The 21,644-nt window shown below is 57.7% G+C and carries 16 protein-coding genes; 10 read left to right on the forward strand and 6 right to left on the reverse strand.

The annotated features are described in order from the left end of the window. Positions 1–105 precede the first annotated feature (105 nt). A complete protein-coding gene (locus tag ABIB91_RS35855; RefSeq protein ID WP_219684432.1) occupies positions 106–1,227 on the reverse strand; it encodes an acyltransferase family protein in 1,122 nt (373 codons plus the stop codon). A 138-nt stretch (positions 1,228–1,365) separates the two neighbouring features. On the opposite strand from ABIB91_RS35855, the gene ABIB91_RS35860 reads away from it, so the two are divergent. Further along, on the forward strand, positions 1,366–2,643 hold the full coding sequence (locus ABIB91_RS35860; RefSeq protein ID WP_007595325.1) for an O-antigen ligase family protein: 1,278 nt from the start codon (positions 1,366–1,368) through the stop codon (positions 2,641–2,643). 23 nt (positions 2,644–2,666) lie between these two features. On the opposite strand, the gene ABIB91_RS35865 is transcribed toward ABIB91_RS35860, so the two are convergent. Beyond that, positions 2,667–3,737, reverse strand: coding sequence for a glycosyltransferase family 2 protein (locus ABIB91_RS35865; protein WP_007595327.1), 1,071 nt, complete (start codon positions 3,735–3,737; stop codon positions 2,667–2,669). A 274-nt stretch (positions 3,738–4,011) separates the two neighbouring features. Here ABIB91_RS35865 and ABIB91_RS35870 point away from each other — a divergent pair, with 274 nt between their 5' ends. The 7 genes from ABIB91_RS35870 (at position 4,012) to ABIB91_RS35900 (ending at position 12,769) form a co-directional block, all read left to right on the forward strand. Beyond that, positions 4,012–4,470, forward strand: coding sequence for a hypothetical protein (locus tag ABIB91_RS35870; protein WP_157158587.1), 459 nt, complete (start codon positions 4,012–4,014; stop codon positions 4,468–4,470). Positions 4,471–4,872: 402 nt separating this feature from the next. Further along, positions 4,873–5,856: an NAD-dependent epimerase/dehydratase family protein gene (locus tag ABIB91_RS35875; protein WP_354171514.1), complete on the forward strand. Its 984-nt coding sequence runs from the start codon at positions 4,873–4,875 to the stop codon at positions 5,854–5,856. Between the two features lie 642 nt (positions 5,857–6,498). Next, positions 6,499–8,913, forward strand: a complete 2,415-nt coding sequence (locus ABIB91_RS35880; RefSeq protein ID WP_007595333.1) for a polysaccharide biosynthesis tyrosine autokinase — start codon at positions 6,499–6,501, stop codon at positions 8,911–8,913. 68 nt (positions 8,914–8,981) lie between these two features. Continuing rightward, the gene (locus tag ABIB91_RS35885; RefSeq protein ID WP_219684431.1) at positions 8,982–9,617 is read left to right on the forward strand and encodes a hypothetical protein; all 636 of its coding nucleotides are present in this window, start codon (positions 8,982–8,984) and stop codon (positions 9,615–9,617) included. Between the two features lie 226 nt (positions 9,618–9,843). Next, positions 9,844–11,127: a hypothetical protein gene (locus ABIB91_RS35890; RefSeq protein WP_219684430.1), complete on the forward strand. Its 1,284-nt coding sequence runs from the start codon at positions 9,844–9,846 to the stop codon at positions 11,125–11,127. Between the two features lie 26 nt (positions 11,128–11,153). After that, a complete protein-coding gene (locus tag ABIB91_RS35895; protein ID WP_157158589.1) occupies positions 11,154–11,843 on the forward strand; it encodes a hypothetical protein in 690 nt (229 codons plus the stop codon). Positions 11,844–12,475: 632 nt separating this feature from the next. After that, positions 12,476–12,769 carry a hypothetical protein gene (locus tag ABIB91_RS35900; protein WP_219684429.1) on the forward strand — a complete coding sequence of 98 codons (294 nt, stop codon included), beginning with the start codon at positions 12,476–12,478 and terminating at the stop codon, positions 12,767–12,769. A 503-nt stretch (positions 12,770–13,272) separates the two neighbouring features. On the opposite strand, the gene ABIB91_RS35905 is transcribed toward ABIB91_RS35900, so the two are convergent. Then, positions 13,273–14,703 carry an undecaprenyl-phosphate glucose phosphotransferase gene (locus ABIB91_RS35905; protein WP_219684428.1) on the reverse strand — a complete coding sequence of 477 codons (1,431 nt, stop codon included), beginning with the start codon at positions 14,701–14,703 and terminating at the stop codon, positions 13,273–13,275. A gap of 592 nt (positions 14,704–15,295) precedes the next feature. Here ABIB91_RS35905 and ABIB91_RS35910 point away from each other — a divergent pair. Both ABIB91_RS35910 and ABIB91_RS35915 read left to right on the forward strand, forming a co-directional pair. Further along, entirely contained in the window at positions 15,296–16,033 is a 738-nt protein-coding gene (locus ABIB91_RS35910; protein ID WP_007595343.1) for a metallophosphoesterase, read from the forward strand. 800 nt (positions 16,034–16,833) lie between these two features. Then, entirely contained in the window at positions 16,834–17,100 is a 267-nt protein-coding gene (locus ABIB91_RS35915; protein WP_007595347.1) for a hypothetical protein, read from the forward strand. A gap of 298 nt (positions 17,101–17,398) precedes the next feature. Here ABIB91_RS35915 and ABIB91_RS35920 read toward each other — a convergent pair whose 3' ends face one another. The 3 genes from ABIB91_RS35920 to ABIB91_RS35930 form a co-directional block, all read right to left on the reverse strand. Next, positions 17,399–17,614 carry a hypothetical protein gene (locus ABIB91_RS35920; RefSeq protein WP_007595348.1) on the reverse strand — a complete coding sequence of 72 codons (216 nt, stop codon included), beginning with the start codon at positions 17,612–17,614 and terminating at the stop codon, positions 17,399–17,401. A gap of 2,397 nt (positions 17,615–20,011) precedes the next feature. Further along, positions 20,012–20,308, reverse strand: coding sequence for a hypothetical protein (locus ABIB91_RS35925; protein ID WP_246649357.1), 297 nt, complete (start codon positions 20,306–20,308; stop codon positions 20,012–20,014). Between the two features lie 1,110 nt (positions 20,309–21,418). After that, the coding region (locus tag ABIB91_RS35930; RefSeq protein WP_354171509.1) for a hypothetical protein at positions 21,419–21,644 on the reverse strand (226 nt) is incomplete at its 5' end.

The following is a 21,644-nucleotide window of genomic DNA, read 5'->3' on the forward strand; positions in this document are numbered from 1 at the left end:
CGCAAGCGCACGGCCCTGCGGCTTTTTCGCAAGTAGACGTGCAACTTGCGATCGTTTTGGGGCGGTGACTTGTCGAACAATCAAGAACATTTGACTGTTCCCCGATCAGGTTCCCTCCTTGAGTGCCGTCGAGTGCTTGATTGATCGGCCGGACTGCCGGTTCGCGGCGCGGTCAAGCCGGCTTCGAATCTGTCCCGTCATCTTCACTTCAAGCAGGCGATGGCTGATCGTTGCAACGACAAGCGACGGCGGAAGCGAGGCCAGGAGAAAAAACAGTTGCGATCCGCTCCCCAATGCATCGACCATGCCCGTTCGATACATGATCAGCTTGACCCCGGCCATGACGATCGGCGGCCAGAGATAGAAACTGAAGCTGATCGTTCCAAGCCACTGCATCATTTGCCAACGCAGCATTCTTCCGAACAGGCCGTTCCCTCGGGACATGCCAAGCAGGAAAATAGTCCCGAAGACGCCACCAAGAACAACAAATGGAAAAGCAGAGATCCAGTCATGGAATGGCAAATATGCCGGCGTGACAAAGCCAACGTAGTCTGTTGCACTGGCAAGCTCGAGGCCTCTCCAGACAGTCAGGAACAGCACGAAGAAGATCGCCGGGTACTTCGCCAGCGATTGCAACGACGTCGACGATAGGTACTTCTCCGCAATGAGCACGCCACCAATCATCAGGAGCGCGCGGGGATAGTACACGAGCAAGACCAGCGAACTGACGGCTAACGTCAGCGCCAGCGGCCGACTGACGCCGCTGACTAGGAAAACGACGGCACATACTCCATAGAACAGGAATTCGTATCCGAGCGACCACGCCGCGGGATTGATCTGGATGATGTCAATAAATGGCGGCGGCGCCAACAGATTTGCACCAACCAACAGCAGACTTGGACCCTTTCCTGAAAGCCAGCCAGAAATCGCGATGGCGATCACGGTCGTCCAGAGCACAGGAAGAATCCTCGCATAGCGATCAAGAATAAAGGTCACGACCGAGGATGCTCGATAAAGGCTTGGCAGAATCACGATTCCACTGATGCCGAAGAAGAACTCGACACCGAATTTTCCGGACTGCAGCGCTTCACCCAACAGCCCTCTGGCAAACAGATCGAACGTGGGTAATCCGGAATGAACGACGTGATAGACGAATACCATGAGGCAAAACAAACCTCTGGCACCATGAACGTAAGGGTTAATTCTTGCGCTCGCGTTGTGTTCCATGTGGGAAGTCGCTACAGGCTCTAGTATAGAGGGTGAACAGCCTCACGAGAGAGACCAAGGTGGATCGCGATCGTTACCCTGTGCCCAGACGCACCCACCAACCGAGGCGCCACGAAACAGTAATCGACGAGTCCCAACATGGTGAGCCTCGACACATTCCCAGCCAGAACCTCGTCTAACAAGCGCGCTGCAGCAGCGTCAAGCGACGAGACCAATAGCGTCATTTTCGCGCACATCGCCTTCATTCTGTGCATTTGCATGCAGCGCTTCGGACTCCTCATTGGAACCGGACAGATCTTCTTTTCGCTGTTCGGATTCTTCGCGCTCGTCGCGTGGGGATGGTGGGTTGGTCTGGTGAGCATTCGCGGGCCGCAGACTCTCGCATTCGGACTCGTCGTCGTCTGGTTTCTCTTCAGCGCGGTCGCCGCAGCCGAATCTCCCGATCGCGGTGTGGAGATCAGCTCGGCATCGCTTGCGATGGTTCTTGTCACGAATTCGATCTTCCTGTTCGGACCCTCGACGAGATTCTCCAACGAGGCGGTCCTTCCCGTCTTCCTGTTCTATGTTCGCCTGTGCGCCGTTCTGGCAATCGTCCAGATCGTTCTTCAATTCGGCGGAATACGGATCTTCTCGTTCAAGGATACAATCCCGGCGCTCGATCCCGTCCTCGTCGAGTCCGCCTACAATCAAAATGCGGTGGAATTTTATGGCTCGCTGAATCGGCGCGCGAACGGGTTTTTCCCGATGGAGCCGGGAGCGCTGTCCCAATTGCTCGCTATAGGAGTTGTCGTCGATGTGTTCATTTTGCGGCGACTTGCCTATCTTCCGTTATACGCCATCTCGTACGTGCTCACCCGGTCCGGATCAGGCCTCCTGGTGCTCGTCGTGTCCCTGAGTGTCTATCCCCTGATTGCTCCGCTCAAATCACTACGGGTTATCGCCATCGGGGCGGCCGTTGCCTTGATGATCGGTACAACGTACCTCATTGCACCGGAGCCTTTTGATCCCATCGTTAGTAGGCTTGATGAATTCAGTTCAACCAAGTCGAGCGGCTATGCCCGCTACGTCGCACAACTGCAGACCTGGGACTATCTCTTTCAGACCGACAGAGTGCTTATCGGCTCCGGGCCCGGCGGATTGGAACGGTCGCCCGCCTACTTCGGCGGCAGCGGAAATCCCGTTCTCAAGCTCGTTGCGGACTACGGAATTGTCGGGCTACTGATTTTCCTGTTCTATCTCGTCCTCTCCATATTCAGAAAAGACAACTCGATGCTCGCATTGACAATGCTGGCCTGCTATCAGCTCGGCGGCGGCAACCTCGCCATGGCTCCATTCCTGATCTTGATGGCAATGCTGTGCGTATGGTCGCAATCGCCAGGCGCTGCCCTGAGGTCGATCCGTCCTCAGGCTCTCTGACCGAAGTGTCCCAGCCAGCCCCATCATCGAATGATGCGGAATCGACCGAGCAACGCACGCAACCATTTCGGCCGCTGGGCGGGCACGTACCGCAAACTCACCAGGGCACGACGAAAGTACCGCGGACTGATGAGGATGCAGAAGATCCACGCCAGCAGCGATATACGCTGCGACCTTGAGAAGCCTTGTGGCGACGCAGCCGCTCCAAGGGCATCGACAGCGATGCTCAATGAACTATCCGCCGCGATTGGATGAAGGTCCGGCCGCAGCTTGAACGACGCTATCCGCAAGCAAAGAAATATCAAATTACTCTTAAGCGCATCGGGCGCAACCGGCAGCTTCTCCGTGCGTGCGATCTCGGAAAAGAATCCGTACCGCCTCTGCGTGAGGTCGATCTCTCTGGCAAAGCGGGTATCGTCTAGTTGAAGGAACGCCCCGTGATTGAGGCCGTGCACCCGATAATATGCTAATGGTTTGGTGATCGTCACGATCTCGCCACAGGCGGGAGCGGCCGCCAACAGATAACTGTCGGGAGCCCGATCAACGAAGTCGGACTCAAAATCGAAAATACGCTCGACAAACCATTTCGGGTAGGCATTTCCAGACCCGGGCGGGGTCGGATAAGCGCCGGTGGTTGCCATCCACTTGCGGACGTCCTCCGAGGTTGGACAGGAGAAGTACTGCGGCAGGAGGTTTCCGGTCGGCTGCCCCTCGGCATCGATCACGCGCATCTGAAACTGATATTTGCTCGCGGCTTTGGACCAAACGGATACGATCTCCGTCATCACATCAGGGTGCAAGGCATCGTCCGAATCGAGAAATATGACGATATCGCCGGACGACCTGCGAAAGCCATTCACGCAGGACATCATTTGCCCGGCGTTCGCCTGGCTGATGATTGTGACTTCGTCTGCAAATTCGTTGATCTCGTGGAGTGAATGGTCCGTCGACCCGTCATCGACGACGATCACCTCGACGTTTGGCCATCGTATATCCAGCGCGCTGCGGATCGCGGATCCCACGTAAGCTGCGTAATTGTGGTTCGGAATGACGACCGAGAGGCGCGGCAGGATCGCCAGCTCGACTTCCGACAACACAGCGTGTCCTGGTCTCTTCAACATTCGCCGCCTAGAATACTCGCGTTGTAAGTACGTCGCATGACGGCCGAGAGAACATCACACTCAACGGACGTCAGACACCAATCCAGGAAGGTGCAGCCTTTAGCACGTGTTTTCAAGCGCAAGGAAGAGGCAAGTTCCTCGCCCGCAATTCCACGGAACTATTTTACCCGTCATTCTGTTGCCGCAACTGCAATTCTATCCTGCCGCCGATAACCGCGGCTTCCAACCATCATGGATGTGCAGAGCAGTGAAGATGCATGATAACCTATCTAGGCACTTAGACGGTTATTTGGCGATCTCTGTGGTGATCGCTTCATCGCTCGTCGCAACGACAGCCGATGCTCAAATTTCAGGCTTCGGTCGCACGTCTCCTCCGATGTATGGCGGCTCCGGCATTTCCACTCGGCCTTCGAGTTCGGTTCGGCCGATGGAAGGTACGTTCGCTCCAAATCACACGACAGTAGACGGAAAGCTTTGCATATCAGTCAATCCGTTGACGCACCCCCAAGCCAACAACCCCAAGATCATCGAGCAGATTGTGCTGGTTCAAAACATTTGCGGTCAATCGATCCGGGTTCGGGTTTGCTACGCGGGAAGTTCCGATTGCATGGACGTGCCACTCGCAGGATACCAGAAGCTGCAAAGGCTGTTGGGGATCGCGGCCGGATCAACGAATTTTCAATTTGAGTATCGCGAGCTCTATTGAGCTGCTGAACCAAACGAGCAACCTGGTTGAACGCGAAATGATACCTTCACAAGACATCTACGATCATACCCGTGGCGAACACATCCTCCCATCTACTCGCGTTGCCGATCGAACCAGTGCCACCGCATTCAGGATCACCTAAATGGAACCGATGACGCTGAGCATGTCACACCCGCTAACGATGTTGTTCTCGCCGCATGAGCCACGCATGCTTGATCTGCAGAAGCAACAACGCTCGCCGGCGGGGGCACCACACGTCAAGCGATCTCGGTTTTGGCGGGCACAATTTTTGCACCGGCGGGCCGTGCAGCTCTCTGATGCGCGCGCTCGATTACCGGGGAGCCTTGACCGAAGTTCATCGCAGTTAACTCGGCACCTTCACTCACATTGACCCTCGCGCACATGTCCAATCTCACCCAGGCTATTGTATTTGGAGGCGCAGGCTTCATCGGTACACATCTGATGACGCGGATGCTCGCTTCCGGGCGCTACAACCGGATCGTTTCGGTGGATATCGGGAAGCCTAGGGCGCACGTCGAAGGCGTCGAATATGTCCATCATGATGTCCGTGAGCCAATCGACCCGAAGCTGGGTGGCGGGGTGCCTGCCGACATCTTCAACCTGGCTGCGATCCATGTCACCCCGGGTCATCCGGACGGAGACTATTATTATACAAACGTGCTGGGGGCGGTGCACGTCTGCCGATTTGCGAAAGACACTGGCAGCCGGAACATCATTTTTACCAGTTCGATATCGGTCTACGGTCCGACGGAAAGCCCACTTACCGAAGATGCGACGCCAGTCCCTGTCAGTGCCTATGGACGCTCCAAACTCTCGGCCGAAGCGATCCATCGTCTATGGCAGTCCGAACACCCGGACAGGCGGCTGACCATCGTACGTCCCGCCGTCATCTATGGCCGCTACGAGCGAGGCAATTTCACGCGATTGTCGAGGCTTCTCGAAAGGCGGGCCTTCATCTATCCCGGCCGAACCGACACTATCAAGTCGTGCGGCTACGTGAAGGACCTCGTCTCGTCGATGCTCTTCATGGCGTCTCGCAACGACAGTCTGTCGATCTACAATTTCTGCTATGAGCACCGTTACACCATCAGCCAGATTTGCTCCGCCTTCTCTCAAGCTGCCGAATACCCCAAGCCGACGATAACGATTCCGGTATGGCTGATGGATCTCGCCGTGCTTCCATTCGAGGTGCTGCAGGCCGTCGGCATCAAGACCGGCATCAATCGTGACCGGATCAAGAAGTTGTGGTTTTCTACGAACATTCTGCCGAAGCATCTGATCGCAAGCGGGTTCAAATTCGACTACGACCTGGCAAGCTCGCTTGTCGATTGGCATCGGGAATCCTCGACCAAGGATTTTGATTGAGGTCTCGTTGGCTTAATTTTTAAGTGCCCGGCCGATCAGAGATTCACCGGTGGAACTCCAAAGCCGACCCTCGCCACTACAGCGGATGCTCCGAAGCCCCCCGGCTCGTTCGCACTCCGGCATCTCGTGCTCGGACGTAACTCCGGACCGGATCCCTTGCCTCTGGGAGTTGCTCGATCCTCATGCTTGTCCGTCACACTGAGGCCGATATTGCATTGCAGAATTCGATGCTGGTCGCGCGTAATCCACCGCGGCGCCAGGCGGGTCGAGCTGTCTGCCCAGATCATGGGCAACCCTTGATCTTCTCAGGCGGCGTAAATCGTTAGTTTTGAAGGTCCCTTTTTTTGGCAGAGTTGGCGGAGAGGCATTGTGACGATTTTGCGGCGATCGGCACCGACGTTGGCCCGGCAGCGTTGCCGAAACCTGTCTGACCAAACAGCGTGTCGGACGATCCAAGTAGGTGTTTCGCCGGAGCCTCGATGGCATTGGTCGACCCTCGAGCGCCGCGATCTCGATCACCACATCCGGCGTGTCGAGTTCTGCCAAGGCATGACTTCTAAGCGGCACTTTACCATTCAAGAATCAGCGCGGCGGCAAGGCAGCCTGTTGCCGCATTCACAGAGATTTAGGTAGGCGGGCGGGATGCTTCAGAAGATCACATCTCGAGAGATCGAAACCACCGCGCCGGAGGCTCCATCGCTGGAGCAGACCATCTCCTCCGTGCTTGCGCTGGTGAGCCGGCAGTATCCTGTGATGATTTTCACGCTGCTCCTGTGCATCGGTCTTGCCGGCATCTACGTGTTCACGGCACCGAAGCGATATACCGGAACGGCGATCCTGATGATCGACAGCCGTAAGATGCAGGGCCTGCAGACACAAGCGCCCGCGAGCGGCGGAGATAACCCGATCGACTCGGCGATGGTCGACAGTCAGGTCGAACTTCTCAAGTCCGAAGCGATCGCCACCAAAGTCATCAAGGACTTAAAACTTGTGGGGTCGGCAGACTTCATGAGCGATGGTGGCGGATTGCTCAGCAGCATCAGTGGCGCGATTACCGGAATATTCTCCGAATCGACCCCGCCCACGGAAGAGCAAATACTGCGCGCAGCACTCTCTCGCTTTGCGAGCGGCCTCAGCATCAAGCGCGTCGGCGTGACTTATGTTATCGAGATCTCCTTTCAGGCATTATCGCAGGAGCTGGCAGCGCGGATCGCCAACGCAGTTGCCGACGGCTATATCTTGGACTCGTTAGAATCGAAATATCAGTCATCGAGACGGGCGGCGGTCTGGCTGCAGGACCGATTGAAGGAATTGCGGTCGCAGGCATCTTCTGCCGAACGCACTGTTGCGGATTTCAAGGCCAAGAACAACATCATCGACGCCGGCGGGCGACTGCTCACCGAGCAGCAACTCGCTGAAATCAATACTTCGCTGACGGCTGCGCGTAGCCAGCGTGCGGAGGCACAAGCTAAGCTCGAACGCATCACCGCGATATTGAATGCGGACAGCGACGATTCTAAGGTCATTCTGAATGACCTCGCGACTGTGAGCGAGACGATGGCCAACCCGGTCATCACCAAATTGCGCCAGACCTATCTCGAGTACGCGGCCAAGCAGGCCGATTGGTCGAACCGATATGGACCAACACATCTGGCGGTCGTCAATTTGCGCAACCAGATGCGGGAACTCCGACGCTCGATCATTGACGAATTGCGGCGCACCGCCGAGGTCTACAAGAGTGACCTTGAAATTGCCAAGGCGCGCGAAGAGTCCAGCCAGAAGAGCTTGAACGATACGATAGCGATCTCGAATAATACAGGTCAGGCCCAAATCGTCCTCAGAGATCTGGAAAGCAACGCTCAGAGCGCTCGCGCATTGTCTGACAACTTCCTGCAACTCTACATGGTCTCGGTTCAGCAGCAGTCGTTTCCCATTACCGAAGCGAGGGTGATCAGCCAGGCCGCGTCGACTCTGCCCAACAAGACGTCGCCAAGAACGACACTCATCCTACTTGCGGCGATCGTGGCTGGGTCGATTCTCGCAGCTCTCGTTGCAATCCTGCTTGACATGATGGATCGCGTCTTCCGTACCGTTTCGCAGGTCGAGCAATTCGTGGATACCCGCTGTCTCGCTTCGATTCCGGTGATAGAGCGGGGCGCCGTCAAAGCGAATTCCGCTCAATCCGGCAAAGCGGCCTGGCGATTCGGCAAACGCGACAAGCCCAATCTGCAGCAGGCACCCACGAACTACGGAAGATCCGGCACGACGTTGCCACTCCACGGATCCGCGCCCGGGTTCAGCCACCAGCAGTCCCACCGCGACCGTCTGCTTTCGACCGAAGAGAGCGTCGGGCGGCACGTGATCAATGCCCCGTTTTCACGCTTCGCAGAGGGATTTCGGTCGATTAAGCTAGCCAGCGATTTTGCGAATTTCGGTGCAGGCTCCAGCAAGGTCCTGGGGATTACCTCCGCTCTTCCGAACGAGGGAAAGTCAACCATCAGCGAAGCGCTGGCCCAAACCTTGGCGCAAAGCGGCTGCCGTACACTGCTGATGGACGGCGACATTCGCAACCCAAGCCTCACGGCGAGGCTTACTCCGGCTGCGCAGGGCGGCTTGATCCATGTCGTCCTGGGCCAAGCCGACTGGAGGGATGTCGTCTGGATAGACCCGCAGACGAATCTACAATTTCTGCCTTGTGCCATCACATCGCGCTTCTCGAATTCGAGCGACCTGCTGGCCTCGAAACAGATGGAAGACCTGTTCCAGGAACTACGGCAGCACTTTGATCGTATCGTTCTTGATCTTAGCCCGTTGGCGCCCGTCGTCGACGTCCGGGCGACCAGGGGGCTGGCTGATTCCTATATCCTTGTCATCGAATGGGCGAAGTCCAAAGTGGATATCGTCGAGCGCGTGCTAAGCGAAACGCCGGTTGTACGCGAGCGTATGCTCGGTGCGGTTCTCAACAAGGTGAACGTGTCAGTGATGAGCCGCTACGATACGTACGGCGCGACCTACTATCGCAATCGATACTACAAGAGGTACGGTTACGTCGATTAACATCCGATGCTTGATCCGGAGCTGCGGGCAGCGCTTGCCCGATATTTGACAGGGCCGTTGGGTACAACATGAATGATTTGGCGCTAGCGCATTCGGGACTTCTGATGGTGCGCTCAATTCTGCTCTGTGTTGGTCTCTTGATGACGACAACTCCCGGCCGAGCCGAGCCGGTGAGTCCGGGCATTGTGAACTGCGGGTCTGGGATCACCGCCGAGCAGCGTCGACGTTGCGACGAAGAGGCGTTCAAGCAGATCCAGTCCGGCAGCCAATCGACACAGCTTGAGAGCGGATGGCGACTGGTGAAGAGCAAAAATCCGGACGGTGGCGCCGATGCCATTTCAGTGATGCATGTCGTCGATAGTGCCAAGTCGGATACGGGCCTTGCTGGCCTGAGCCTGCAATGTGGAAAAGGTGGTATCGAAATTGTACTCATTGTACTCGAGCCACTGTCCCGCTCGGCGCAACCGAACGTAGCCCTCATAGCAGGAGAGAAGCGCGCAGAGTTCCAGGCATCTGTGATCCAGAGCGGCGTGGCGCTCCTACTACCCGCCGACGCCTCGAAGCTTGCTGCCAGCGACTGGCAAAACGCAAACGAGCTTGCGGTTGAAATTGGGACCGCGCCGAGTGCGATCCACGGAGCGGTGCCGATGGCTGGACTGGCGACGGCTCTCCGTTACTTGTCGCAGTACTGCTACGTTCGATAATTTGGCCCGGAACTGTCATGCCGCGCGAATGCCGCAAATCAACCGCATGCTGGGGCCAGTTGGGAGGGCGCGTAATGATGATGGGTCATAGTGGCAATCACCGAGACGAGGGTGGCGTCGCCTTCTTGGCCATGCGGCGCATATCAATGTCCCACTCGTGTAATGCTGCACTCTATTCCCGCTTCCTCGTCTCACGGTTCTCCGATTGTTCGTGGCGTCCCGGCTTTTGATCGCATTGCTGGCCGCGACTCCGATATTGGCCATCACAGACGGCTCCTCCGCACAGCATGTGATTTCACTTGCTACTGCGGTGATGGTGGCCGTGATAACAAGAGGTCCGGAGACGCAAATCGCGTCTGCCGCGCAATTGCTGAAGCAATTTCTCCTCATATTCTTGCTTCCGGTCGTCTGGATGACGTTGCAAATCTTTCCAATGTCATCGCTTGCGAACCCGATCTGGTCGGCGACTTCGATCGCGTTGAATCAACCATCGTTGCCGGGCCGCATCAGCGTTGATCCGGGCGCAACGTTGCAAAGCCTGTTCCTCTATCTGGTCAATGTGTCGCTCCTGGTGTCGACTGTCGTCATCACCAGGGATCGCCGCACGGCCGAAACGATCCTGTACGTATTGAGCGCAGTGACGACCCTCATATCAGTCGAGTTCCTACTCAGCCAGCTCGATTCATTCGCTGGATTCATTCCCCAGACAGGCGCGGCGACGAATCTGTTTCCGGCAGCAGCCGCTCTTGCAATGTTGATAAATGGCGCACTCGTCGCCCGGGCCGTCGAACGCCACCTGCACCAGCAGGACATCCGCAATCTGGCCTCGCCCCAACTGTGGGTCGGCGTTTTCTGGGGCTTGTTGGGAATTACCGTAGCGCTCGCCGCACTTATGGCCCTCGAACAACACACATTGGTGGCGGTTACTGGCTGCGGATTGATGGTCCTTGTTTTCATAGCCGCTGTGCGACGCTTGGGATTTCGGTTTTGGCCTTCGGCGCTGTTGTTCTCGGGCCTTGCAGCAATCGCCAGCGCGATGGTTGTGCCGCACTCTCTATCCGGCGGCTTGGGCCTCCTTGGATTCGTCAGCCTTCCCCCGGAAGCAATTACGCCGGCAAAGCACCTGCTCTCTGATGCACCGACGTGGGGGAATGGTCTCGGAACCTTTAGGCTGACTTCGATAGCCTATCGGGAGTTCGGCGCTGCTCTGGCAGATCCTCCTTCCACCGCAGTCTTGATGGCTGTCGAGGCAGGAAGATTGGCGAGCGCCATCCTGGCAGCCTTCGCCGCCCAGTTCTTCCTCGTTAGCTTTCGCGGCGCCGTTCGGCGAGGACGCGATTCCTTTTTCGCCGCCGCCGCGGCGGCCGTCGTCGTCGTCGCGCTCTGCGAGAGCTTTCTTGATTCAAGCCTCTCAAACCCCACGATTCAGGCGATCGTGGCGGTGATGGTCGGAGTTGGACTTGCACAATCGGTAGGACGGACCAGTGGCGCCGACCGCTCGGCGGAATGACGCGCGCGCCGTAACATTGGCTTTGTATGAACAATGCATCGAAAATGAATTCATCGAGCACATTTCGCATTCTTTTGATGGCGTTGACCTTGACGGTCGGATCCTATGCGATTGTGTCGGCCGTAACGGAGGTGACGGCGCTGGGTCGGACGACATTTCCTACAGATGCGGCCGAGATTGGGGCGCGGTGGACTGGAGACGCGCCCTCATTGCTGGAAACGCGCCCGCCGTTTGGATCGGAGCTGGAGAGCAATCATGCCTTGATCGCCGCGCTGCAGACAATTGAGTCCGGTCGGCAAAGGGCCACGATCCTGCGATCCATAGCGCATACCGACGCTCTCAGCCGGGTCCGGCGAACGCTGTCGATGTCTCCTTACAATCCTGAACTATGGCTGGCGCTGGCGCTGCTTCAGGTCCAGCGCGACCCGCACGATCCGGTCGTGGTCGAGGCCCTGAAGATGGCATATTTCGTCGCACCAAACGACGCGCGATTGATGCCGGCGCGGATCGACATGGCGACCCGCTTCGACGCACTCGCCCTTCCGGACGTCAAGGACCTCGTACGCAGTGACGTTCGGCTCATCCTAATTCGCCGACCCGGGTCGAGATCAGCACTCGTGTCCGCTTATCGGCGGGCATCAAAACTGGGCAAGACTTTCCTGGAAGATGCCGTTGGATCGATCGATTCGTCCTTCCTAGCGACACTGCGCGGTTGACCTCGTGGCGTTTAGTGGGCGCGCTTCGCTGCAGTCGCCCGAACCTAGTTGACCAGGTCTTCTCAACCTCACCAGATCCGATCTGGGGTGATGCCCGAGTTTACCGCTTCGTCACAGCTTCAGGTCGTCCATCGTTCAGGCAAACCGTTGTGCGTGGCGCGTCGCTGCGCGTTTGCCTTTCATAATCAGTTCTCCTGCGCTATACGTACGATTTCCACCGTAGCCCGACATATTGTCATGCCCATCCAGACGGGGTTCATGGCAGTGCGGGAGCCGAGCGCCGTTGCGCAAGACACTCCGAGAGCTGCCGCTCGATCATCTTTCCGACTCATCTGCTGCGCCTCGAATGTCGAGCGGTTCTACGCGAGCTTCGTTGTGGCATAGCGCTCGCGCGATCCATGGCTCCAGCGCCGACCGTAGTTCGTACGGAGTCCACAAACGCCCCTCACTGTCGTAGCCGATTTTGCACGGATTGATGAAGGCAGCCGTGAGGTGATTGAGATAGAGTATCTTGGGACGTCATTGGCCGGAACGAGCCGATCTACGCTCCAGGCGCGCTATGCGCCTTTCCGTTCCGAGGTTTCTAAGGTTAATTTAGCCCCATATTTGAGCTTGCATTTCGGTGGGATTGGATGACGGTACTTGCCATAGTAAGCATCTGGCTGCTGCTCAACGTTTTATTCGTGCTCATCGTGGTTCCTCCCCGCGGGTCGCGATCGCGCCTCAACAGATCAGGAACAATCTTGGCGCCGGTCCCGATCGAAAAGCATCAAGACCAGCTCGATCACAACGAACAATTCTCCCTTCGCCACGCTCTCGGATCACTTGCAACGGGAGTTTTCTTCGTCCTGATGCCCCGGCTGCTCGCACTGAGAAAGGCCATCGTGGGGCTGTGGAACAAGATGCGCGGGAGGCATAAAACCTGAAGGTCGGTGATTGGCGCGAGCTCCAAAAGGAGCATTGCGATGGCGCGCGAGAGTCTGACCGAGGCGGAGTGGCGGCTGATAGATCACGCAATTGGCCGCTCTCGTGGAGGACTGGTGTAAAAATCCACGCTGTTGTGGATCAAGATGGCTGGTCCATGAGATTGCCGCTCTCGCGCTCACAGGCCTCGGATCCAAGCGCAGTACCTCAACCTCTCGCCGGCCCGCCTACGCACACGAGGGTCGTCGCCGGCGAGGACAGCAATGCCGTGGTCGATCCGATCGGGAGCAATGTTGCTCAGCCCAACATCCAATCTGCGGGTCTGCGATGTGCCGTCAGGGCAACCTAAACCGAACGCTTCTTCTGCAAGCGTAAACAGTTCCGACGACCAGACCGCTTCGACAAGCTCACACGCAACTTCTCCGCTGAGCCTGCTTGCCTCAATCCACAGCTAGCTCAGCGCTAATGAGTCCACGGCCCCAGCCGCCAAAGCCGCTGCGCTGACCTAGTAGGCCTCTTGGGAAATGACGGTAGCCGCCGTGCGCGCCATGATTTTCAGGTCGAGCCAAATGCTCCAATTCCTTACATACCAAACGTCATATTCTACCCGCTTTTCCATCAGGTCGATGGTCGGCGTTTCGCCCCGAAAGCCGTTAACCTGGGCCCAGCCTGTCAGGCCTGGCTTCATGTGATGGCGGTATACATAATTGCTGATGATCTCGTCATAATAGTTGTCGTGGGCAAGCGCATGTGGGCGTGGTCCGACCAACGACATGTCGCCTCGCAGCACGTTCCAGAGCTGGGGCAACTCGTCAATGCTGGTCATGCGAAGGAAGCGCCCCATCCTCGTGACGCGGGCGTCCCGCTTGGTCGCCTGAGTAATCGAGTGACCATCCTCGCACACGTTCATGCTGCGAAATTTCCAAATGTCGAACGGCTTGCCGTTGAAGCCGCGGCGCGACTGTCGAAAGATCACGCTCCCGGGCGAATCCAGCTTGATTAGAATGGAAACCGTGATCAGCACCGGCGCCAAGGCCACGAGCGAAAACAAGGCCAGACCGATGTCGAGGCAGCGCTTCTGGAGACGTTCAAACACGCTGAGTGGTGGCCGTTGAATCTCAATTGCCACCGTGCCGCTGACCGGCAAAAACGGGCGCGATACCAGATCGGCGATCGAATTATCCGGCAATAGCCGGATCGGCTGTGGCACGGCGCGCAAGTGCAGTTCGAGTTGCTGCAACAACGGTAGCTCGTTCCAGTCAACCGCCAGCAGGTACTCCTGCACATCTGCTGCACGGGCTTGGTGGATGACATCGCGGATTTGCCTCTCCCAACCGTTCCCATCGTTATTAGCGGGAAGCACGAAATGGCGCACCACGTCGAACCCATTCTTGCGCAGGTCCTTGAAACGGCTCGAGGTGAAATCAAGCGGCTTCAGACTGAGTAGGGCAACCTTGCGGTCGACCAATCGGCCCTTGGCAAAGCTCGTCTGAAGCGCCCACTGCCACGCAAAGCGCAGGCTGAGCAGCCCAACACCGCCAACGCCGGTAAAGATGAGGAACGTGCCGCGGGACAGATTGTCCGACGATTTCAATAGAAACGCCGCGACCGCAAGGATTGTCAGTGACACCAGCCAGATGATCACCGCTTTGCGCAATTGCCAGACCAGATTTAGCAGACGGTGCGTTGCATACACACCCTGCGAATAGGCGATCACAACAAACACTGTGCTGACGATCAATCCGGCGCCGATGGGCGCTCCGTCTCTGGATGACGGCGTGGCGAGGTTATAAAGCTCCGACGCTAGCGCGTAGCAGAGCAAAATCTGCAAAAGGTCGGCCGCGATAACGAAAAGCTGAAAAGGCCTCTGAAGAGCCGTGCCCCGTGCGGAGGACACCGCATAAGCGCTTTCAGAGCTATAAGCTGCAACAACCATTCGATCCTCGAAGTGTGGAGGGTGCCTGGCGGTCATTGTGATGCTGAAGATTTGCCGCTTCCCAAGCAGAGGGTGTTAAGTGATCGCAGCGATTGTGTGGCGCCGCACGCAAATTTACGATGCCCGGATATGCGTCGCGTCGAAAATGCGCATCGAATTTGTGGCGCTCAAAGCTCTCGTCACAGTGCTGACATATCGGTGACGCGTTGCCCTGTTCTGAACCAAGTTCCACATTCCAACACGATGCTTCAATGGTCGCGCGAGCGGTGTCCGCTCATCTTTGCGACGTTTCCATCGTGTTGCGAGACTGCTACTGGAGTCATTTGCGCGAACTCCGGCGGATATCTATCTACGGATGTACCCCGGATTTGCATTAGGCATGCATCTTTGCCGCGCGGTGCACTTCAGTAATGCAGTTTCCACGGCCCTGTTGTCCGGCGGACCACACAAAAGAATTCCGCCCTTCTTTTGGCGTGATCACCGGAGAATGAGGACGTCACTCTATCCACCGCACACTGTTCGCGTCAGATGGAGAGTTCTCAGGTGCGGCGACTTGGGGAGATTTTGTCGACCACCTGATCGATTGTGCGCCATGATATCTCTCGCCCGACGACGTCGGCCAATCCAAAAGCCGCACTTGCCCGAGGGGGTTCGCATCTATGCGATCTCGGATATCCACGGCTGTGCGCATCTGCTGCAGCCCATGTTGCGGGTCATCGACGCCGACATGGCTCGCAGCCGCCCGCACTATGCGATCGAGGTCTTCATGGGCGATTACATCGATCGTGGTCCGGACACGCGCGCCACCCTCGACATCCTAGTCGAGCGGAGTCGCCGAGGAAATGCGGTCTTCCTCAAGGGTAATCACGAGGCATTTCTGGTGGAGGTGCTCGAAGACCCTTCACTGTTCGAGGATTGGATTGCCGTCGGCGGAACCCAGACATTGATGTCCTATGGACTCGCTCCGGCAGATCTGAAGCGCGATGAGCCAACATCGATCTTGCGCGATTTGATTCGCGCAATGCCGACTGAACATCTGGAATTTCTGGACAATCTGCGGCTGAGCTTTACGTGCGGGGATTTCTTCTTCGTGCATGCGGGCGTCCGACCGGGCGTGGGGTTGTCCGAACAGCAGGAAAACGATCTTTTGTGGATTCGCGCGGAGTTCCTGGAGAGCGAGAAGCATTTCGGGAAATATATCGTGCACGGTCACACGCCGGTGCGGAGCGCCGACGTGCGAAACAATCGCGCCAACATCGACACAGGCGCCTATGCGACGGGCAATCTCACGCTGATGAGCATCCAGGGAAGCCGAATGCTCGCGGTGTGAACGATCCGCATTCGCCTGCTGTCGATCGGCCGGGGCGAGCTCTACGAGGAGGGGCGAATATGCCTCCAACCGACACCTAATTGAGCATGCACAGCGAATGCGAGCGTGCTCGGCTTTCCGCCATCCAAACGCTCCAGGCCCGCTCGTGCTTGAGGTAAAGTTCCAACCAGCGCTCATCGCTGTTGTTCTGACCAAGGCGAAGGTGCTCCTGGAGCAAAGAAGGGCCTCCCAGAGACCCTTCCGGACTATCCAGCCTCTCGAACTCGACGGTTTCCGAACTCGTCAGCCCGACCAGGACACGCTGTCCGGCTCCATCTACGATGTAGCGCCTCGGAGCATCCTTCCTCGCCTTGGTCATGCCCTTGTACCTTCTTTTGACGTCTTATCCGAACGAGATCCCGTCACGCGAACCCATGAGACCGAAACGCTTGTCGGAATGCCGGAAGGTTGAGGTCCGGGGACGACGCCAACAATCCAGAAGCCATGGAAACCGTCCTGGATGGTGCGATGCCCATCAAGAGCACGCAGTGTGTCGACATCATGGTTCGCGATGATTGAGGACGCCGAAAGATTGTTCAGGCCTGCTCTGTCGGGAAGCAGCGGTGCTCCGGCATTCTTTCTGCCCGTCGAGGCGCAAGCTTTCGCAAGTGGCGCGGACGGCCTCCAAGGCGGCGTTGCTCAAGCCGGTTCGGTTGCGAACTATCCCCCTCGGGAATGAGCCGACGCTCAGGAAGACACTTGCAACCATTCCGAAGCCGTCGCATTATTTTCACGCCGCATTTTGAGAGGGATTCAATCCAATGAACTTTCGCGCTCCCGGTACATTCATTGCTCTTTCTGCCCTTGGCCTCGCTTTGACCACGACTGCCGCCCCTGCCGCGGAGCTCACACTCGTTCCGCCACATCATCACGCCGCCTATATCCGAACCGGGGTCGTGTTGTGGGATGACGTCTATCCGCCCGCGATCTATGGCCCGCAGCTACGCTCCGTCGAGGACGTCGCGGCCATGAAGGCGGAAGCGCGGCCCGTGTCCCAGCGTTGGTGGGGATATTGGTACGTCCGCTAGATATGTGCGCGCTTGGCAAGAGCCGAGCTGCGCTCCGATAATGAACCGCCGCACGACTGGGCAACCAGCGGCGGCGGTTTTCGTTTGGATCCCATTGAGAATGCGCTCGCGCACGAATGCGCGTCTTGGCCTTGAGCCTTGTATTTGACCCTGGCCTTGAGTGTTGGCTTTGAATGATGGCCTTGAGCTGGTCATGCAGCTCGCGCTGCAGGGTCGGGCACAAGCCGAACACCGCCAGCGGGCCAGGCAAATAAGACTTCGCTCCGTCAGGAAGGACCGCCGATTGCCGCGAGGGCCGCTACTTCGGCGACGCGCCCCGCTCCCAGGGCCGCTTGCCGTCCGTCCCTCTGTCCCAAGGGCGCGCTGTTGGGGCGTCCTTCTCCTGCGTGGCGGCCTGCGCACGATCGGCCTGAACCCGTTCGCGATCGGTCAATGGGGCCTTCGGAGCTGGCGGTTCGGTCTGCGCCAATGCCGGCGTCGTAATGAGCAGCGTCGCCAAAATGAATTTTTTCATCCCCGCCTTTAACACACCGGTCGCAGACTGTCCGATCTATTCGGAGCGCTTCAAACGGAGTGGTGCGCGCGCCGGGCGACCATCGATCATCTTAGGCGAACGCCCGAACGGGAATTAGCAGGGCAAATGAAGCAAATTCGGCGCTGATCCCAACTAACCAAGTCAAAATAAAAAGTGTCATCAAGCCTTTAGATGCGCGATTGTCGCGCCTGGGCGTGTGGCGTCTTCGTGGCTTTCTGCTGCAAGACCTCTCACTCCGAGGCGCTGATGCCGAAGTGGAGTTGAGATGATGGAAGCTGATGAGAGCGGTGGCACCGACCGCCGCAAACTTGCGAAGCAGCACGAGGAACGTCCGTACGAGGTCGGCTACGGCAAGCCGCCTAAAGCAACGCACTTTGGAGTCCGGCCACAGCCTCAGCGGCGCGGCCGGCCGAAGAGCGCCCACTTCCCGCGGCCGTCGAAGCTTACGAGATTTTTGGAGCAGCCGATTGAGGTTAAGCTTGACAGGCGAACGACCAAGCTACACCCGCACGAGGCGACGCTTCACGGACTGTTCGCCCGAAGCGTCAAAGGACATGCAAGCCGTCCGTGGCAAGCTGAAGGCCAAGCGTGGCCGCCCGGGACGGAGCGTCTATTATGAGCTCTGTCTGTCGACGGCCATTGCAGATGAGACTCGTCTCAACCATGCCAAGCAGAGACAGAAGGCCGCAAGCGGGCCTCGCACAGCAAAAGCGCCAAAGCAAAAGGGCGACTACACGAGCCTACGCATGAGCGATCGGCCGAACAAGTGATCCGAGTTTGCGTCGAGACGCCATCGCTTTCCTACCCGATCTCGCTCCTTCCAAGACATTTCCCTTGGGCGGGCTAACACTTCAAGTCTGCCGCTCAAGAATCTCGCTGCCGCCATTCGGCGGGCCATAGAGTTGGAGGTGCCCATCAATGCAGGAGCGTCTTGCCTACCTACTTTCAAGGCTCCTCACCAGTCGCGGTTCGGAGTGCGCGCCGCATGCGCGCGAAAGAGGCCCACAAAACTTGCGGGCGTTAGTCTCAGGGAAGCGCTATTTTTGGTCTTCGTTGCTGGTGCCCGTACCGGGACTACCGATCGGCAACCCGTTGGCGGCATGACCTACGCCGCTATTTCGCTCCGCCTGTGCAGCGGTCGGCGATGTTCCGTTTGGCGTCGGCGGCTGGACGTTCGGATTGTTCTGCGATGCATTGCTGTGGCTGGCGCCAATCGTGGTGTCCTGCGTTCCCATGCCTGAGGGAGCTGAGGCTCCGGAATTAGTGCTGCTCGTTGAGGTGCCGGTGCCAGCGCCGGAACTCGCCGCCGCCCCCGCGCTGCCACCGCCAGCGGCTCCTCCTGCTCCGCCACCTCCTTGCGCGAAGGCCGGTGAGGACAGAGCAATGCATGCAAGTGCCACGAGTGCAGATTTTCTGATCATGGATGATCTCCCTTTGTTTGAACAGCAAATCCACCACAGACGCAGGAAGTTCCTTCCGGTGCCGCGATTAACCTCAGCCGCGAGCGACCGGCCGGGCCGCTCCGATCGCGCCTGAGTGCGCAAGCCCAGTCACCGTAACGGCCGCCATCGTCGTGATTTGGGTCAACTGCACTGGCCGCCGCCTACAGAATTTCGCCAAAGAGCGCGGTGCTGCTGAAGTTCTTTTCGAGGTGGTTCGCGCACGTCGCCGCGGTGCAGCTTGACTAATGTAAACTCAAAGGTTGTCCTTCTATTGCATGTTGTTCCCGCTTTTTTGATCAACGTATATTTCTAGGGGCGTGCGACGAGTAAACGTGCTGTGGCGTATAATTCCGCAATTTTGCTGAGACAGCATTGCGATGCGCCCGTTCGGAGCTTGCCGAACTTCAGAGCCTTAGACTCCGCGTGTTGAGGGCTGAAGAGACTACGGTCCGCACAGGCTATTTCACAGACGAAAATCGATGTGGCGCGGGCGGGCGACACGACAGAAGCCTTAATCGGTCATTCGCTTCATCCCCGCGAAAACGCAGCACGGGTCGGGATGTCGTGAGCGGCGGCGAACTGTTGCCCGGAGAACTGGCGCCGAGCAGCCACACGCCTCGATCGCGCACCTCGATTGTGAGCCCGCGGAGCCCTATCACGCTTGCGGCTTTACCCGGGACAATTGATGCCGAACACTATCGAAGGCCTTTGGATGCTGCGGTTTTCAGCGTGTGATACGAAGCTACTCGCCGCAGGATCCTCATGTTCGTCGAAGAGCAGGTGGAGAACGAGAAGGCCAAAAAACTTGCGGCGGACGCCCGCAAAACATAATCCCGCTGCAACCCAAATACCAACATCTGCAGAAAAGTGGCGAGGCGACCCGTCGGATTAAAGATGGCGGAAGTACTTAGAATGACAGTTTCAACTCTCCGCTTCACAGCCACTTTGCTGGTCGCTGCCGGCGCAAGGCGCCGCGCTGTTCGAGCAATTCACGAACTCTTTTGGCATTGTCAGATTGTGTCTCCTGCCACTCGATGCGTTCTTCTGCAGTCCATAAGTAAGACTCGCGATTGAACCGAGCTTTCTCGGCCTTATCAAACTCTGCGTATAATTCGATGTCGCGCTCAACCTGTTCAAGGTGTTCCTGCAGAGTTGTTGGCATCGACCGTTCGGCTTTGGCTCTAGCGTAACCGGTGCGGCGATCAATGGGCGTTCTTTCGCCATGATTCATTGCCGTGTCCCTTCATGCATTTGGCTTTGATTTGTCGCTTTTGGGCGAGAGCCGGTGCCGGGCCGCCCGCTCGCTCGCTTGAAGTTCCCGGTTATCGATTGCACCACAAATTTGGCCGCAAGATGAGCAACAACATTGCTGCAGAAAGGACTGGCATTCCTCTGCACTTGTAGCGTTACTCATTCGACCGGGCGCACAGGTCGAGCCGGTGTCTCGCCCCGCAGCTGCGGGGTTCGCGGCAGTGCAGCCAAGAGCTGTATTCGCAACACGACAACCGGAGATCCCGGTGGCTTCGTCCAGGCAAATGGCGCCGATGCGCCAACTCATATCGTTAGGTTCGATCCGACGACCGCCGCCATTTCATCGGCGGTTCGGATGCACGCACCATCATGGGAGACGATCAGGACTCCCTGGTCCGGCTCTCGCGCGAGTGCGAAAGCGAACAGACCCGATGGCCCAATTTGACTAGTCTCAGGGGTGGTCCCAATCGCGGGCCATCTCTCCTGGGACGTGCAATGGACGCTCGTGCGCGACTGGATGGTTGTCATTTCGCTCTGCGCCAACATGCGGTCCGAATTCCATGCGAACAGGGAATTTTACAGGGAAAGCGCGCCTGCGGTGAGGCCGCTATCCCATGGAAATGCGAACATTTGCCTTGAAATTCAGCGCATCCGGGGCGCGATCCGCCGAATCCGAACAGGGAATTTATCGGTAGTGAACAGGGAATTTGCGTGCAAACGGCTGGACGAAACAGGCGATGTGCGGGCTACGGATCCGTGCCGCATGCCGCGGCGGGAATAGCGCAAGCATCGCCTGTGGATCACCGCCAGTGCAGGGGCGGCGTCTGCGCACGGCGAGGAATCGCGAACAGTCGCCGAATTTAACTGGCAGCAGGACCCTCCTAGGCTGTGTACTCATTAAGCAGCTGGCCGCCTTATGTCCGCTCACCCCCTACCAGCGGCGGGAAAGCGGACGTCTGCCGAGGTCGCTGAAGGGCCAAAAACGGAAGTCACCACCTCATTGGATCGTGTTGTTGGCACAGGAGATCAACCCAGGCGGCATTTCGACACCGAGCGCTTTTGCAGTTCTAAGATTGATGATCAATTCAAATTAAGTCGGCTGCTCAACGGGCACATCAACCACTTTGGCGCCTCGCAAAAGCTTCGCGACCTGATGGGCGCAGTGACAAAAAATGACGCTGAGACGCGACAGTCTCCGAACCGAAGGGAAAGTCTGAAATTGGCCGATTTTGTTGCAAAAGTCGGCCACAATGGATTTGACCGCTAGACCTTTCGTTGAGCCGCGCTCTGAAGCGCTGGCCCTGAAGCATTTTACG

The sequence above is a fragment of the Bradyrhizobium sp. JR4.3 genome (assembly GCF_040547695.1).
GTDB classification, from domain to species: domain Bacteria; phylum Pseudomonadota; class Alphaproteobacteria; order Rhizobiales; family Xanthobacteraceae; genus Bradyrhizobium; species Bradyrhizobium canariense.